Origin of the sequence: Burkholderia sp. Bp9142 (assembly GCF_003853415.1) — a bacterium.
In the GTDB taxonomy this organism is placed as follows: domain Bacteria; phylum Pseudomonadota; class Gammaproteobacteria; order Burkholderiales; family Burkholderiaceae; genus Burkholderia.
Genome location: NZ_QTPP01000035.1, coordinates 14,759 through 30,124 on the forward strand (window position 1 = coordinate 14,759; position 15,366 = coordinate 30,124).

General features: G+C 66.1%; 13 protein-coding genes, 1 tRNA gene and 1 pseudogene. 5 read left to right on the forward strand and 10 right to left on the reverse strand.

Features of this window, described 5'->3' with window-relative positions:
- Positions 1–18 precede the first annotated feature (18 nt).
- The 4 genes from DIE22_RS29295 to DIE22_RS29315 form a co-directional block, all read right to left on the reverse strand.
- Complete coding sequence (locus tag DIE22_RS29295) at positions 19–1,548, reverse strand: NADH-quinone oxidoreductase subunit M (protein WP_124606638.1); 1,530 nt, start codon at positions 1,546–1,548, stop codon at positions 19–21.
- 451 nt (positions 1,549–1,999) lie between these two features.
- Complete coding sequence (locus DIE22_RS29305) at positions 2,000–3,373, reverse strand: hypothetical protein (protein WP_124606640.1); 1,374 nt, start codon at positions 3,371–3,373, stop codon at positions 2,000–2,002.
- A gap of 196 nt (positions 3,374–3,569) precedes the next feature.
- A tRNA-Ser gene (locus DIE22_RS29310) sits at positions 3,570–3,663 on the reverse strand.
- A gap of 110 nt (positions 3,664–3,773) precedes the next feature.
- Positions 3,774–5,027, reverse strand: a complete 1,254-nt coding sequence (locus DIE22_RS29315) for an aspartate kinase (protein ID WP_124500785.1) — start codon at positions 5,025–5,027, stop codon at positions 3,774–3,776.
- Here DIE22_RS29315 and DIE22_RS39345 point away from each other — a divergent pair.
- Positions 5,010–5,247, forward strand: a pseudogene (locus tag DIE22_RS39345) (hypothetical protein); the annotation flags it as partial. The gene DIE22_RS29315 and the pseudogene DIE22_RS39345 sit on opposite strands and share 18 nt — an antisense overlap.
- Before the next feature lie 122 nt (positions 5,248–5,369).
- Here the strand turns inward: DIE22_RS39345 and tilS are convergent.
- The 4 genes from tilS to cysS form a co-directional block, all read right to left on the reverse strand.
- Positions 5,370–6,791 carry a tRNA lysidine(34) synthetase TilS gene (tilS, locus tag DIE22_RS29320; RefSeq protein ID WP_124606641.1) on the reverse strand — a complete coding sequence of 474 codons (1,422 nt, stop codon included), beginning with the start codon at positions 6,789–6,791 and terminating at the stop codon, positions 5,370–5,372.
- A gap of 43 nt (positions 6,792–6,834) precedes the next feature.
- Entirely contained in the window at positions 6,835–7,806 is a 972-nt protein-coding gene (locus tag DIE22_RS29325) for an acetyl-CoA carboxylase carboxyltransferase subunit alpha (RefSeq protein ID WP_124500783.1), read from the reverse strand.
- Between the two features lie 99 nt (positions 7,807–7,905).
- A complete protein-coding gene (locus DIE22_RS29330) occupies positions 7,906–8,775 on the reverse strand; it encodes a DNA-3-methyladenine glycosylase (protein ID WP_124500782.1) in 870 nt (289 codons plus the stop codon).
- 43 nt (positions 8,776–8,818) lie between these two features.
- Positions 8,819–10,219: a cysteine--tRNA ligase gene (gene cysS / locus DIE22_RS29335; protein ID WP_124500781.1), complete on the reverse strand. Its 1,401-nt coding sequence runs from the start codon at positions 10,217–10,219 to the stop codon at positions 8,819–8,821.
- A 234-nt stretch (positions 10,220–10,453) separates the two neighbouring features.
- Here cysS and DIE22_RS29345 point away from each other — a divergent pair, with 234 nt between their 5' ends.
- The 4 genes from DIE22_RS29345 (at position 10,454) to DIE22_RS29360 (ending at position 13,198) form a co-directional block, all read left to right on the forward strand.
- On the forward strand, positions 10,454–11,176 hold the full coding sequence (locus DIE22_RS29345; protein ID WP_185640709.1) for a tetratricopeptide repeat protein: 723 nt from the start codon (positions 10,454–10,456) through the stop codon (positions 11,174–11,176).
- Between the two features lie 39 nt (positions 11,177–11,215).
- A complete protein-coding gene (locus DIE22_RS29350; RefSeq protein WP_124500780.1) occupies positions 11,216–11,791 on the forward strand; it encodes a peptidylprolyl isomerase in 576 nt (191 codons plus the stop codon).
- An 88-nt stretch (positions 11,792–11,879) separates the two neighbouring features.
- A complete protein-coding gene (locus DIE22_RS29355; RefSeq protein ID WP_006483987.1) occupies positions 11,880–12,371 on the forward strand; it encodes a peptidylprolyl isomerase in 492 nt (163 codons plus the stop codon).
- Positions 12,372–12,397: 26 nt separating this feature from the next.
- Positions 12,398–13,198 carry a UDP-2,3-diacylglucosamine diphosphatase gene (locus DIE22_RS29360; RefSeq protein WP_124500779.1) on the forward strand — a complete coding sequence of 267 codons (801 nt, stop codon included), beginning with the start codon at positions 12,398–12,400 and terminating at the stop codon, positions 13,196–13,198.
- 31 nt (positions 13,199–13,229) lie between these two features.
- Here DIE22_RS29360 and cysE read toward each other — a convergent pair whose 3' ends face one another.
- Together cysE and DIE22_RS29370 are read right to left on the reverse strand one after the other, a co-directional pair.
- Positions 13,230–14,003 carry a serine O-acetyltransferase gene (cysE, locus tag DIE22_RS29365; RefSeq protein ID WP_072437251.1) on the reverse strand — a complete coding sequence of 258 codons (774 nt, stop codon included), beginning with the start codon at positions 14,001–14,003 and terminating at the stop codon, positions 13,230–13,232.
- A gap of 291 nt (positions 14,004–14,294) precedes the next feature.
- Entirely contained in the window at positions 14,295–15,116 is an 822-nt protein-coding gene (locus DIE22_RS29370; RefSeq protein ID WP_124606642.1) for an RNA methyltransferase, read from the reverse strand.
- Positions 15,117–15,366: the final 250 nt, after the last annotated feature.

Consider the following 15,366-nt stretch of genomic DNA (forward strand, 5'->3'; position numbering starts at 1 on the left):
GGGCGCGACGTCACGCGATCAGCCGTGCGCCGATGCCATGTACGCCGGCTGCGCCGGTGCGCCGCCGTCCCCGGCCGGCAGCTTCGAATGGCTGGCGTCGTCGATCAGCCGTGCGACGGTCGGATCGATCGCGTCGGTGAACGGCTTCGGATCGACCCCGACCATCAGCACGATCAGCGCGAGCGACGCGAACATCACGATCTCTCGGCGGCTCAAGTCGGCGAGCTTCGCGATGCGCGGGCTCGCGATCTTGCCGAACACGACGCGCTTGACCATCCACAGCGTGTACGACGCGCTGAGGATCAGCGTGAGCGCCGCGATCGCACCGATCCAGAAGTTGACGCGGATCGCGCCCATGATGACCATGAACTCGCCGACGAAGCCCGACGTGCCCGGCAGGCCGATGTTGGCCATCGCGAACAGCAGCGCGAACGTCGCGAAGCGCGGCATCACGCCCGCCACGCCGCCGTACGCGGCGATCTCGCGCTGCTTCGTGCGATCGACCAGCACGCTCACGCAGAGCAGCATCGCGCCCGCGACGAAGCCGTATGACACGAGCTGCACGATCGCACCTTCGACGCCGATCCGGTTGAACAGGAACAACCCGAGCGTGACGATCCCCATATGCGCGACCGTCGAATACGCGAGCAGCTTGCCAAGGTCGGTCTGCGCGAGCGCGATCAGGCTCGCGTAGACAATCGCGAACAGCGACAGCGCGATCACGGCCGGCGCGAAGAAGTGGCTCGCGTCCGGCGTGATCGGCAGCGCGAAGCGCAGGAAGCCGTAACCGCCGAGCTTGAGCATCGCGAGCATCAGCGCGGCGCCCGTCGGGCCGTCCGTGTAGACGTCGCGCAGCCACGTATGAACGGGCCACATCGGCACCTTGACCGCGAACGCGGCGAAAAAACCGAGAAACACCAGCAGTTGCGGCGCGAAGCCGAGCTGCAGCGTGCGCCATGCGTTCATGTCGAACGTATGCGACTTCGCGAACAGGTACAGCATCGCCATCAACAGCAGCAGCGAACCCGCGAACGAGATGAAGAAGAACTTCACGGCCGCGTAGACGCGATGCTCCCTGCCCCACGTGCCGATCAGCAGATACAGCGGGATCAGCGTCGCCTCGAAGAAGATGAAGAACAGCAGCCCGTCCTGCGCGACGAACACGCCGACCATCAGCCCCGACAGGATCAGGAACGACGCGTGGTACTGCGCGACGCGCACCGTGACCGACTCCCACGACGCAATCACGACCACGAGCGTCGTGAAGGCGGTCAGCACGACGAGCCACAGCGACGCGCCGTCGATCCCGACGCGCCAGCCGGCGTTGAAGGCCGCCAGCCAGTTGCGGGTTTCGGCGAACTGCATCGCGGCCGAGTGCGAATCGAAACCGGCGACGAGCGGCACGACGGCCGCCAGCCCCGCGAGTGCGCCGACGAGCGCGATCAGCCTCGTGCGATGCGGATGACGGTCGGAGCCGGCGCGCAGCAGGCACGCGCCGAACAGGATCGGAACCCAGATCGCCAGGCTCAGGAAAGGGAAATCATGCATGTCAACAGGCCTTGGGAAGGTCGCGCACTGCATCGGGAACAGGCGTGACGAAAGGAACGAAATCAAATCGACAGATAGATTTCGTGGATCGACAATGTTGGCAAAATGTAAAGCGGAATCAGGGCAAAGCTTGACGCCGCTCAAGCGCAATCGGGTTAACGAGCATAAGGCGAACGATTATTTTTTGCAGCGCAACAGAGCGCCATTTCGTGGCGTACAGATAGGCCACTGATTTTCATGCGTAATTTTTTGTATTGCGACGCTGCATCAATCGCGCGAATCGATGCGATGCCGCATTTTTTTCGGAAACGCGGCGCTTGGGGGCGCGAGAAGAAAATGAGGGGAAGGATGAATGGGGGCGATTCTTTTCTTACACGCTTTCTTTCATTTTTATTTCACCGGGTGCCGGGCGCCGCGATCCGGAATGCACCGGAACTTGCGGCGCACTCTGTCAGCGCTGGTGGCTGAGCCGGTCCCACACGCGCATCGTCACCGCACGATAGTGGTTGTGTTGCGCGGGGAAATGGACGAAGCGGCTGTCGCGCGTCGCGTAGACCGGTGACGACGCGAGCGACATCGCGTCGACGATGTAGCGCGCGTCGATCATGCCCGCCTCGAGCAGTTCGACATAGATCGCCTGCTGGTCGCCGCCGCTCGCGTAGACCGACGACCGATCGTCGAAGCTCTCGATGCGCGCGCACATGCGCTCGACCCGTTCCCGCATCGGCGCGACGTTGCGCACGCCGATCATGCACGAGTTGATCGCCCAGGCCGTGTGGTCGGTGCCGATCACGAAATCGCGACCGTCGATCACGCTGTCGATCGTCTGGCGCTGGTCGATCGCGAGAATGTCGGCGTCGACCCAGAACACGAACGCGTGATCAGGCAGATGTTCGCGAATCAGGTGCAGCTTTGCCCAGTTCGCATCGACGCCGGCCGGCAGGAACGCGGGCGGTTCGCGATACGCGTGGTACGCATAGCCGTGTCGCGTGCAGTAGCGAACGAAGTTCTCTTCGTGTAGATCGCCGTAACCGGCGATGTGCGACGTGTGCAGGCTCACGAACGCGATGCCTGCGTGCGGGTTCAGGTGCCGCGCCGGCTCGCGCGTTCGTTGCTGCGCGGCGCGCCAATCGTCCATCGCGCGCGGCTGCTCGCCCTGCCGGACCCGCGCCGCATCGTCGACGAGCGCGAGCACGTAGCGAAAGTCGTAGTCGGGCGTCGGCGCCCATACGCCATCGATCTGCCGCCATTCGGGCGCCTGGTGCGCTACGAGCGGATGCGCGCCGACGACCGCGTCGATCGCATGCCCGTCACTCCACACCGTCTGGGCCGACGCGAAATAGCCGGTCGCAAGCGGCTGGTCGAACGGCAACGGCGGGAAATGCTCCGCCAGCAGCGTCGCCTCGCATGCGTGTTGCCGCTCGGGCACGCGCATCGCCCACTTGCCCAGGTCGAGCGCCAGCTTGCGCAGGCGCTCGCGCACATCGGGCACGTTGCGAAAGATCATGCCGCTCGCCGCCGGCAACGGCGACTTCGACGTCTGCGTCGTGACGATCGCGTCATAACCGTGCGCGACATCCGGCAACGCATGCTGGCCGAACACGACCGAGAACGGATCGAGCACGAGCAGCAACGCGCCCTGCCTCATCGCGACGAGCTGCGCGTTGATCGCGTGGTACTTGTGCAGCGCCTGCTGGCGCTCGCCGTACACGTGCGTGCCGTCGACGATCGCGTGCCGATAGCCGTGGCCTCTCGCGTATCGCTCGTGATTGTCGACGAGCCCGTCGACGGGTCGATGCGAAAGGATGGTCAGAACGGAATGCATGCGTGCAGGAACTCCACGTGAGCCGCGCGAGGCGATACGCCTATTTAGCGCATGAGCGTCGCTCAAGTCGAGCCTTGATTGGAAGCCCGGACGAAACGTGGCGCCGAGCGGCAAGTCCGGAAAGGAAGCGTGAAAAGAATCAGGAAAAGAAAAAGCCCCGCAAGTCCGAGAACTTGCGGGGCTTTGTCACCGCTTTTGGCGGAGACGGAGGGATTCGAACCCTCGATCCAGGTTTTGGCCCAGATGCTCCCTTAGCAGGGGAGTGCCTTCGACCTCTCGGCCACGTCTCCCAAACTTTCGCTCGCACCAGGGAGGCAGTGCGACGAGAACGAAATAATATAGGGTTTCGAACCGCTCGTCAATTTCCGTGATGCATTTTCTTCAATGCATCACAAAAAATTCACGCCGCCTGGTCGAGTTCGAATGCCTTGTGCAGCGCGCGGACGGCCAGCTCCATGTATTTCTCGTCGATCAGCACCGAAATCTTGATTTCGGACGTCGAGATCATCTGGATGTTGATGCCCTCTTCCGACAGCGTGCGGAACATCTTGCTCGCGACGCCCACGTGCGAACGCATGCCGACGCCGACGACCGACACCTTCGACACCTTCGGGTCGCCCTGCACGCGCTCGGCGCTCACATGACCCTTCACCTGATTGGTGAGGATGTCCATCGCCTTCTGGTAATCGCCGCGACCGACCGTGAACGTGAAGTCCGTCTTGCCTTCGACGCTCTGGTTCTGGATGATCATGTCGACGTCGACGTTCGCGTCGGCGACCGGGCCGAGGATCTGATACGCGATACCCGGCTTGTCGGGCACGCCCATCACCGCAATGCGTGCTTCGTCGCGCTGGAACGCGATGCCGGAAATGACTGCCTTTTCCATGGTCTCGTCTTCTTCAAAAGTAATCAGGGTGCCCGAGCGCATTTCTTCGTCGAGCGCAATCAGCGGATCGGTCAGGCTCGACAGCACACGCGTCTTCACCTGGTATTTGCCGGCGAATTCGACCGAGCGGATCTGCAGGACCTTCGAGCCGAGGCTGGCCATTTCCAGCATTTCCTCGAACGTCACGCGGTCGAGGCGTCGCGCCTCTTCGACCACGCGCGGGTCGGTCGTGTAGACACCGTCGACGTCCGTGTAGATCAGGCACTCTTCGGCATCCAGCGCGGCCGCGACCGCCACCGCCGACGTGTCCGAGCCGCCACGGCCCAGCGTCGTGATGTGACCGTCCGGATCGACGCCCTGGAAGCCCGTGATGATCACGACCTTGCCGGCGTTCAGATCGGCCTTCACGCGCTCGTCGTCGATCGAGTGGATACGCGCCTTCGTGAACGCGCTGTCCGTCTTGATCGGCACTTGCCAGCCGGCATAGCTCACGGCTTCGACGCCGATTTCCTGCAGCGCGATCGACAGCAGGCCGACGCTGACCTGCTCGCCGGTCGACGCGATCATGTCGAGCTCACGCGGGCTCGGCTGGCTCGAAATCTCTTTCGCGAGACCGAGCAGACGGTTGGTTTCGCCGGACATCGCGGACGGCACGACCACCATCTGGTGCCCGGCCTGATGCCATTTTGCGACGCGTTTCGCGACGTTCTTGATGCGCTCGACCGAGCCCATCGAAGTGCCGCCGTATTTGTGTACGATGAGTGCCATTGTCGTTCTGAACTGGAGGAGAAACCGCACGGGCGCGCTGGGCAGGCCGCGTTGCCGTTCGGTCACGCGGCTTGTGGCTGTGGACGGACGACGAGGGGAACGGCTGGGACGCAACACGCAAGCGTGACGGATTTTGCCCGGAAGGCCGATCAGGCCGCGCAAACCGGGTACGTCACGCGGAAAACCTGCACAAAACGCTCAAAAATCGAGCCGAGCAAACGACCGAGCGTACCCGATAGAGGCCCGCTTGACAAGCCGCTCGCCGGTTTGGCAAGCGTTCCGGCGCTGTTTACCAAATGGTGAAAACCGGCGCGCGATCATGCGCCGGAAAGCGTGCCGCCGCTACGCGATCAGCAGGTCGGGACGCCATTCGATCCGGCGCCACCCGCCGTCGCCGGATAGCCCGTCGCCGGAAAGCCCGTCGCCATGATTCACGCCGAGCCGCGGCACGTAGACGAGCCGGTCGCCCGCGAACAGCAGCGGGACGTCGCGCTGCCAGGCCGGCACGCCGCGCTCCTGGAACAGGTTCTTCAGCGTGCGTCCCGGGCCGCCGGGCGACGTACGCAGCCGCTCGCCGCCCGCACGGGCTCGCGCGGCGAGCGGCGCGCCGCGCAGCAGCGCCTCCGGCACCGCCCCGTCGCTGCGGGCCTCGGCCGGCGCGAACACGAACGTGCCGCGCCATGCCGGCACGCGCCAGACTTCTTGTCCGTCCCATGCAAGCGAAGACTCGGGACGCGGCGTCCCGGTGCCGTCGTCGGCCGGCTCGGCGCTGTCGCCCGCCTCCCAGTACACGATATCGCGATAGAGCCGCAGGCACTGCCCCGCGTGATCGACCCGCAGCGCATGCGCGTCGTGCGCAGCGCGCAGTTGCCGCATCATGTTCGCGAGCCGGCCTGCCGACGCACCGGGCAGGCCGAGCCGGCGCATCCAGAAACGCAGCAGGTTCGCGCCGCGCGTGTCGTCGAACGCGACCAGCGCATCGCGCGACAGTGCGCGGCCTTCGTTGCGCGCGGCGCCGGCGAAATCCAGTTCGGCCAGGTCGTCGAGCAGCCGCTGCGCGGCCGCCGCATGCTGGGCCGCACGGCCCAGCGCATCGCGAAAGCCCGGGAAATGCACGGCGAGCGTCGGCAGCACGTCGATGCGCAATGCATTACGCGCATAGCGCGTGTCGTCGTTCGATTCGTCATCGATCCACGTGAGCGCGCGCTGCGCCGCATAGCGCTCCAGTTGCGCTCGCAACAATCGCAGCAGCGGGCGCACGCGCTCGACGCTCGCGCCGTCGGGGCGATAGCGCGGCGCCATCGCGGCCAGGCCCGCGATCCCTGCCCCGCGCAGCAGTTGCAGCAGGACGGTCTCGGCCTGGTCGTCCGCATGCTGCGCGACCCAGAGCGCCGCCACGCCATGACGTTCGCACATCGCATCGAGCGCTGCATATCGGCGCTCGCGCGCGCTCGCCTCGATGCCGAGGCCGCTGTCGCGCGGCACGTCGACACGCTCCGATTCGAACGCGACGCCGAGTCGTTCGGCCGTCGCTTGCGCGTGCGCGACCCATGCGTCGGCGTTCGCGCTCAGGCCGTGATGCACGTGCAGCGCGACGCAGCGCGCCGCGCCCGCGACGCGCACGGCCGCGTCGAGCAGCACCGTCGAGTCGAGGCCGCCGCTGTACGCAATCGCGATGCGCGCATCGGCCGGCAGATCGGCAAGCGCAACGCCGACCGCATCGAGTACGACGCGGTCGGCGGAGAATTCGGTCGGGGGGATCACGAGACGGACGCGCGCCGGACGGCGCGCGATGCGAACACGCCGGTCATGCGCCGGGCGTGGTTTCCTTGAACTTGCCGTAGGCCATCAGGCGCTCGAAGCGGCGCTCGCGCAACGCATCGATGCTCATGCCCTGGAACTGGCGCAGCGAATCGGCGAGCGCGCGGCGCAGCAGCGCGGCCATGCCCTTCGGGTCGCGGTGCGCGCCGCCGAGCGGCTCGTTGATGATCTTGTCGATCAGGCCGAGCGCCTTCAGGCGATGAGCGGTCAGGCCCAGCGCTTCCGCGGCCTCGGGCGCCTTCGAGGCGCTCTTCCACAGAATCGACGCGCAGCCTTCCGGCGAGATCACCGAGTACGTCGAGAACTGCAGCATCATCACGGTGTCGGCCACGGCGATCGCGAGCGCACCGCCCGAACCGCCCTCGCCGATCACGGTCGTGATGATCGGCGTCTTCAGTTCGGCCATCACGTACAGGTTGTGGCCGATCGCTTCCGACTGGCCGCGCTCTTCCGCGCCGATGCCGGGGTATGCGCCCGGCGTATCGACGAACGTGAAGATCGGCAGCCCGAACTTCTCGGCGAGACGCATCAGCCGTTCGGCCTTGCGATAGCCTTCCGGACGCGGCATCCCGAAGTTGCGCGCCGCGCGCTCCTTCGTGTCGCGGCCCTTCTGGTGGCCGATCACCATGCACGGATGGCCGCCGAAGCGCGCGAGACCGCCGACGATCGACAGATCGTCCGCGAATGCGCGGTCGCCATGCAGTTCGTGAAAATCGGTAAACAGTTCCGCAACGTAATCGAGCGTGTACGGACGCTGCGGATGCCGCGCGATCTGCGAGACCTGCCACGGCGACAGGTTCGCGTAGAGGTCCTTCGTCAGTTGCTGGCTTTTCTTCGACAGCCGCTCGATTTCTTCCGAAATATCGACAGCCGAGTCGTCCTGCACGAATCGCAGCTCTTCGATCTTGGCCTCGAGTTCGGCGATCGGCTGTTCGAAATCCAGAAACGTGGTCTTCATGTGTTCGAATCCTTGGGTCTTGCGGCAGCGCGTATTCTACCCGCGCGGGCGATATGCAAGACCGGCTCTCAACTATTGATGTTTAAAACCCGATAGCCTTCAATCGGCGTCGGCGTCAGGCGCGTCGAGGCTGCGCCACATGTACCAGGTCGCGACGGTACGCCACGGCTCCCAGTTGGCGGCCACTTCGCGCGCCTCGCTGCGCGTGACGGGCTCCCCGCTGAAGTAATTGACGCTGATCGCGCGGATCAGGCCCGGATCGTCGAGCGGCAGCACGTCCGGCCGCGACAGGTTGAAGACCAGGAACATCTCGGCCGTCCAGCGACTGATGCCGCGGATCTGCGTGAGTTCCGCGATCACGTCCTCGTCGTCCATCGACGTCCATTTGTCGACGTGCAGCGCGCCGGACACGAAGTGTTGCGCGAGATCGAGAATGTATTCCGTCTTGCGCTTCGACAGTCCGCACGCGATCAGCTTGTCCGCGCCGAGCCGGATGACCGGCTGCGGTGCGAGTTTCGGACACGCATCCTCGATGCGCGCCCACAGCGCCTGCGCGGACGGCACCGAGATCTGCTGGCCGACGACCGAACGCGCGAGCGTGACGAACGGGTCGCCGCGCTTCACGAGATGCGCGGGCCCGAACTTCGGGATCAGCTTCTTCAGGATGCGGTCGCGCTTGACGAGATCGGCGCACGCCTTATCCCAGTATGCGGGACGCACGACGCCATCGGCGCCGTCGGCTGCCGCATCGGATGCACGCACCTTGCGGGCCGCGTCGGCGGCTGCCATCGCGACCTCCGGCTGCGCCGCATCCGCGCCCTTCGCCCGTGCGGGCTTCGCATGACCGTTGAGCGCGCCGTTCGGCACGGCGCGCGTCGCGTCCGCCTTCGCCGCCGGCGCGCGCTTGGCTGCCGGACGCACGGCGACCGGAGTCGCACGCCTGACCGGCGCTTTTCTGGCCGTTGCCATCTTGCCTCCTACCTGACGGATCGGTCAGTGGAACGCACCGCGCTCATACGCGACGCCATTCGGTCGATCCGCCCGGTTTGTCTTCAAGTGCGATGCCGGCGTCGAGCAGTTCCGCCCGAATCCGGTCCGCTTCGGCATAGTCCTTCGCTTGCTTCGCCGCGACGCGCGCGGCGATCTTCGCTTCGATTTCGTCGGCTGCGAGCCCGCCTGCCTGCGCGGCGGCACCGGCGCCCTGCTGCAGGAACGCGCGCGGTTCGCGGCCGAGCAGGCCGAGTAGGCCCGCCAGTTGCTTCAGTTGCCGCGCGAGCGACGCATCGCCCGTGCGATTGACCTCGCCCGCCAGCTCGAACAGCGTCGCCACGGCGACCGGCGTATTGATGTCGTCGTTCATCGCGGCCGCGAAACGCCGCGCATGCGGCTCGTTCCAGTCGAGCGCGAGCGTGTCGGGCTGGACATCCTTCAGCGCCGTGTACAGGCGCGTGAGCGACGCGCGCGCATCGTCGAGATGCACGTCGCTGTAATTGAGCGGCGACCGGTAGTGCGTGCGCACGATGAAGAAGCGCATGACCTCGGCGTCGTACCGCTCGAGCACCTCGCGGATCGTGAAGAAGTTGCCGAGCGATTTCGACATCTTCTCGTTGTCGACCTGCACGAAGCCGTTGTGCATCCAGTAATTGACGAACGTCTGGCCGGTCGCGCCTTCGCTTTGCGCGATCTCGTTCTCGTGGTGCGGGAATTGCAGGTCCTGCCCGCCGCCGTGGATGTCGAAATGCTCGCCGAGCAGCGTGCAGCCCATCGCGGAGCATTCGATGTGCCAGCCCGGCCGGCCCATCCCGTACTTCGATGCCCACGACGCGCCTTCCGGATCTTCCGCCTTCGCGCGCTTCCACAACACGAAATCGAGCGGATCCTGCTTCGCGTCGTTCGCGGCGACGCGTTCGCCCGCGCGCAGGTCGTCGAGCGACTTGCCCGACAGCTTCCCGTAGTTCGCGAACTTGCGCACCGAATAATTGACGTCGCCGTCGGTCGCCTGGTACGCGTAGCCGTTCGCCTCGAGCTGCTCGATCATCCCGAGCATCTGCGGAATGAACTGCGTCGCGCGCGGCTCGATGTCGGGCCGCTGGATGCCGAGCGCGGCTTCATCCTCGTGCATCGCGCCGATGAACCGGTCGGTCAGCGACTTGATCGTCTCGCCGTTCTCGACCGCGCGGCGGATGATCTTGTCCTCGATGTCGGTGATGTTGCGCACGTACGTGACGCGATAGCCGATCGCACGCAGCCAGCGCTGGACGAGGTCGAACACGACCAGCATGCGCGCGTGGCCCACGTGACAATAGTCGTAGACGGTGATCCCGCATACGTACATCCGCACTTCGCCGGACTGGCGCGGCACGAAAACTTGCTTGTCACGCGCGAGCGTGTTGTAGATGCGCAGTGATTCCATAGAGATGAACCGTGAGCCGAAGGAAACCGCCCTGGCGAAGCTCGCCCTGCATGCGAAACGGACGGACCCTCTGCCGCAGCACGACACCGGGCGTCCTCGATATCACATGGGGCGGTCAGGCTGCAAGCACAGCGGTGACGGCCACGAGAGGCAAAGAAAGACTGTCTGCCGCTCGCCGGAACGCGCAGACGTTTTGTTAGAATGGCTCGGAGTATAACATTCCGATTTACGCCTATGAAACCTCATCGCGGCCGCGCGCCGAGCGCTGCGACCCTCGTTGCGACCGCCGTCATGGGCGTCGCGCTAACGCTTTTCGCGGCCCCCTCGGCACATGCGCAAAAGGCCCCGGCCACCGCCGACGGCACGCCCGAAATCGACGCGTCGATCACCGGCAAGCAGTGGAAGCAGGCGCTCGCGCAACTCGACGCGCGCATCGCGGCGAATCCGCACGACGTGCAGGCGCAGTTCAAGCGCGGCACCGTGCTCGCCCGCCTGAACCGCGACGACGACGCGATCCAGCAGTTCGTCGCGATTACGCAGGCCTACCCCGAACTGCCCGAACCGTACAACAACCTCGCTGCGCTCTACGCGAAGCACGGCCGCTACGACGAAGCGCGCAGCGCGCTCGTCACCGCGACGCAATCGAACCCGAGCTACTCGCTCGCGTACGAGAACCTCGGCGACCTCTACCTGCGCCTCGCGGCCGAATCGTACAAGCGCGCGCAATCGCTCGGCCGCACGAGCGGCGCGACCGCGCAGCGCCTCGCCGACCTGCAGAAGATCGTGTCGCCGCCGAAGGCGGCACCGAACGCGCGCACCGTCACGCCGGCCACGCGCGCGTACACCGATCGCGCCGCCGCGAACGTGAGCACCACCACGCTGCCGATGTCGCCGACGTTCCAGTTCAACGGTCCGTCCGGTGCGCTGGCGGCGCCGTACGTCGCGCCGTCGCAGTAAGCGGCGCAACCTTCCTTCCCTCCCAACCTGAGGATCGCAATGAAACGTCTGTTGCTGGCGCTTGGCGGCGCCGCCCTTCTCGCGAGCGCGCCTGCTTTCGCGCAATCGGCTACCGCGCACCCCGTCGTGCAGCTGAAGACCTCGCAGGGCGACATCCGTGTCGAGCTCTACCCGGAGAAAGCGCCGAAAACGGTCGCCAACTTCCTCGATTACGTGAAGGCCGGCCAGTACAACGGCACGATCTTCCATCGCGTGATCAAGGGCTTCATGATCCAGGGCGGCGGCTACAAGAGCAGCTTCGAGGAGAAGCCGACCCGCGCGCCGATCCCGCTGGAAAGCCGCAATGGTCTGAAGAACCTGACGGGCACGATCGCGATGGCGCGTACCAGCGATCCGAACTCGGCCACCGCGCAGTTCTTCATCAACACGGTCGACAACAGCGGCCTCGACTACCCGAACCCGGACGGCAACGGCTATGCGGTGTTCGGCAAGGTCGTGTCGGGCCTCGACGTCGTGAAGAAGATCGAAGGCGTGGCGACGACCTCGCGCGGCCCGATGCAGGACGTGCCGGCCCAGCCGGTCCTGATCGAATCGGCCAGCATCGTCTCGAAATAAGCACCTGCCGGCACGTCCGGCGCCACACGCGGCCGCGTCGCACGACCGGCCGCGTGCCATTTAAACCGCCTTACCGAAGGGATTCATCATGGTTGAACTGCACACGAACCACGGCGTGATCAAGCTCGAGCTGGACGCCGCGAAGGCACCGAAGACGGTCGAGAACTTCCTCAACTACGTGAAGAAGGGCCACTATGACGGCACGGTGTTCCATCGCGTGATCAACGGCTTCATGATTCAAGGCGGCGGCTTCGAACCGGGCCTGAAGCAGAAGCCGACCGACGCGCCGATCGACAACGAAGCGAACAACGGCCTGAAGAACGACAACTACACGATCGCGATGGCGCGTACGAACGATCCGCACTCGGCGACCGCACAGTTCTTCATCAACGTGAACGACAACGACTTCCTGAACCACTCGTCGCCGACGCCGCAGGGCTGGGGCTACGCAGTGTTCGGCAAGGTCGTCGAAGGCCAGGACGTGGTCGACAAGATCAAGGGCGTCAAGACGGGCAACGCGGGCTTCCACCAGGACGTCCCGACCGACGATGTCGTGATCGAAAAGGCCGTGGTGGTCTGACCCACGGTTGTTACGGAGGCACTTCGATGTTGCAGGAGAGTCCGCCGCGAAGCGTCTCCGCGGGCGTGCCGGGCGAGCGCGAATACGCGCAAGCCGCACGCCCGTTCCTGTTTCTCTCCGATCTGCACCTGAGCGAGGCGATTCCGAAGACGGTCGCCGCGTTCGAGCATTTCGTGAAATACACCGCCGACAGCGCCGACTCGGTGTTCATCCTCGGCGACCTGTTTGAATACTGGATCGGCGACGACGTGCTCGACGACGATCCGTTCGCGGCACGCATGGCCGCGCTGATGCATACGTTCTCCGAGCGCGGCATCGCACTCTACGTGATGCACGGCAACCGCGATTTCCTGCTCGGCCGGCGCTTCATGAAGGCGGCCGGCGCGATGCTGCTGCCCGACCCGGCGCTGATCATGGCGTTCGGCCAGCGCATCGTGCTCGCCCACGGCGACGCGCAATGCACGGCCGATCGCGGTTATCAGGTATTTCGCCGGTTTGCCCGCAATCGCGTCGCGCAGGCACTGTTTCTCGCCTGGCCGTTCCGCTGGCGCCGCGCGCTCGCGCAGCGGATGCGCTCGAACAGCGAAGCGGGCCGGATGCGCCCGGTTTCGGCGATCTACGACGTCACGCGTGAAGGCGTGGCCGCGCTGTTCCGGAAGAGCCGCGCCAGCGTGATCATTCACGGCCACACGCATCGCCCCGCGTGCCACGTCGAACCAGGCGGGATTCGCTGGGTACTGCCCGACTGGGATCTCGACCACGGCATGCGGCGCGGTGGCTATCTGCGCGTCGACGCCGAAGGCATCCACGCGATGCCGCTCGACTGACGCGATCGGCGGCGCTGGCGGCAGCGCCGCGTTACGACTGGCGCTCGACCGCCTTGCCTTCCAGCACCGCCGACAGCCTGCGCAGGTCGAGGCGCGCCGCGTCCGCGCCCTGCAACGTTTCCAGATGCGTGCCGAGTCGCTCGAGCGCCGCGACGATCTCGTCGACGCGCCGGCTTTCCTTCGCCGCGTGATCGATCAGCCCGTGAATCGCGAGTGACATCGGGTCGTCCGCGTTCGGTGTGATCCCGTATGCGCAGAACGCGGCGCGCTCGGGCTGCGGCTTCGGTTGCGCCGGCATCACGATGCGCGCCGGATTGCCGACCGCGGTGCCGCCTGCCGGTACCGGCTTCACGACGACCGCGTTCGAACCGATCTTCGCGCCCGCACCGACCGTGAAACCGCCGAGCACCTTCGCGCCCGCGCCGACGATCACGCCGGCCTCGAGCGTCGGATGGCGCTTCGCGCCGCGCGTGAGCGACGTGCCGCCGAGCGTCACGCCCTGATAGATCGTGCAGTCGTCACCGATGATCGCGGTTTCGCCGATCACGACACCCATCCCGTGATCGATGAACACGCGCCGGCCGATCGTCGCGCCCGGGTGAATCTCGATCCCCGTCAGGAAGCGCCCGGCCTGCGACGCGAAACGTGCGAGCCAGTAGCGTTTCGCGCGCCAGCACGCATGCGCGAAACGATGCAGCACGAGCGCGTGCAGCCCCGGATAACAGGTCAGCACTTCCCAGGCACTGCGAGCGGCGGGATCCCGCTCGCGAATCGTCGCAACGTCTTCGCGCAGTCTTGTGAACATGATCTGGTCTGGGCTGGGGGGAAAAGGCCGGCCGTTATCGCGCCGGGTAATTTGCTTATGACGTCCGGCGATTGTAGGGCCACTCGCGCCCGGCCGCACAACGTCGCGCGTTCACCCCGCCGGCGGCGCGGGTATTCGCGCGGGACCCTTGTTGTGACTCGGGCGGCACGATCCGCGTGGATTCGCGCGTGCCGGGGCGCAGCCATCGGACGGCCGATACAACGCGGCCGCGCAGGCGGATATGCAGCAGCACCGAACGCCTGAGCGCCCGGCAGCCGACGGTCCGGCCGCTTACGCGTCGCCGTCAGGCGTACCGGACTTCAGCAGGATGTGCTTCGCGATGCCGCGCAGGATGTTGACTTCCTCGCGCTCGAGACCGGTGCGCGCGAACAGGCGCCGCAACCGCGGCATCAGCTTCTTCGGGTTGCGCGGGTCGAGGAAATCGAGCGCGATCAGCGCGTTCTCGAGGTGCGCGTACATCCGCTCGATCTCGTCGCTCTGCGCAAGCGTGCCGGCCTCGGCCTGCGCCTGGTGCGGCTCGGCCCCCTGCTCCAGGAACGCGACGCGCAGCTCATACGCGAGCACCTGTATGGCCTGCGCGAGGTTCAGCGAGCTGTAGGCCGGATTCGCCGGAATGTGCGCGAGCACGCTGCACTGCTCGACGTGCTCGTTCGCGAGGCCCGTGCGCTCGTTGCCGAACACGAGCGCGATGTCGCCGGTGCCGACCTGCATGCACGCCTGCTCGGCGGCCGCGCGCGGCGCAAGGCGCGGCGGCCCGTATTCGCGCGTGCGCGCGGTCAGCGCGATCGACCAGTGGACGCCGGACAGCGCGTCGCCGAGCGTGGGCACGACATGCGCGGACGCCAGGACGTCGTCGGCGCCGCTCGCCATCGCGATCGCCTCGGGGTCGCTCTGCACGTGCGGCACGCGCGGCGCGACCAGCACGAGCCTGGAGAAACCCATCGTCTTCAGCGCGCGAGCGGCCGCGCCGACGTTGCCGGGGTGGCTCGGCTCGACGAGCACGAAACGGGTGGACGTGAAGCCGCCGGACGGCAGCCGGGACATGGCCGCGCCCGGTTCGGACGGCGCGGCGGGGTTCTGCGGAGTTTCCACTACATACGACTCGGTTCATCGGAATGGCAGTATGGTATCGCCTTCGCCCCGGCAAACCCACTCGTCCGGACGGCCAGTGGGGTTTCCCCGCACTCGGGCCACCTGAAACGCTCGAAAATCGGGTAAAATCATGTGTTTACGCGTCGCATCCCGTGCGGCGCGGGTCGTACCCCGCTCTTTGTCAATTCGCGTCTCATCCCGCCCGGCACGTTTGCGCCGTTCCAGGCGGCGTGTTCCACTTCGTGGCGGC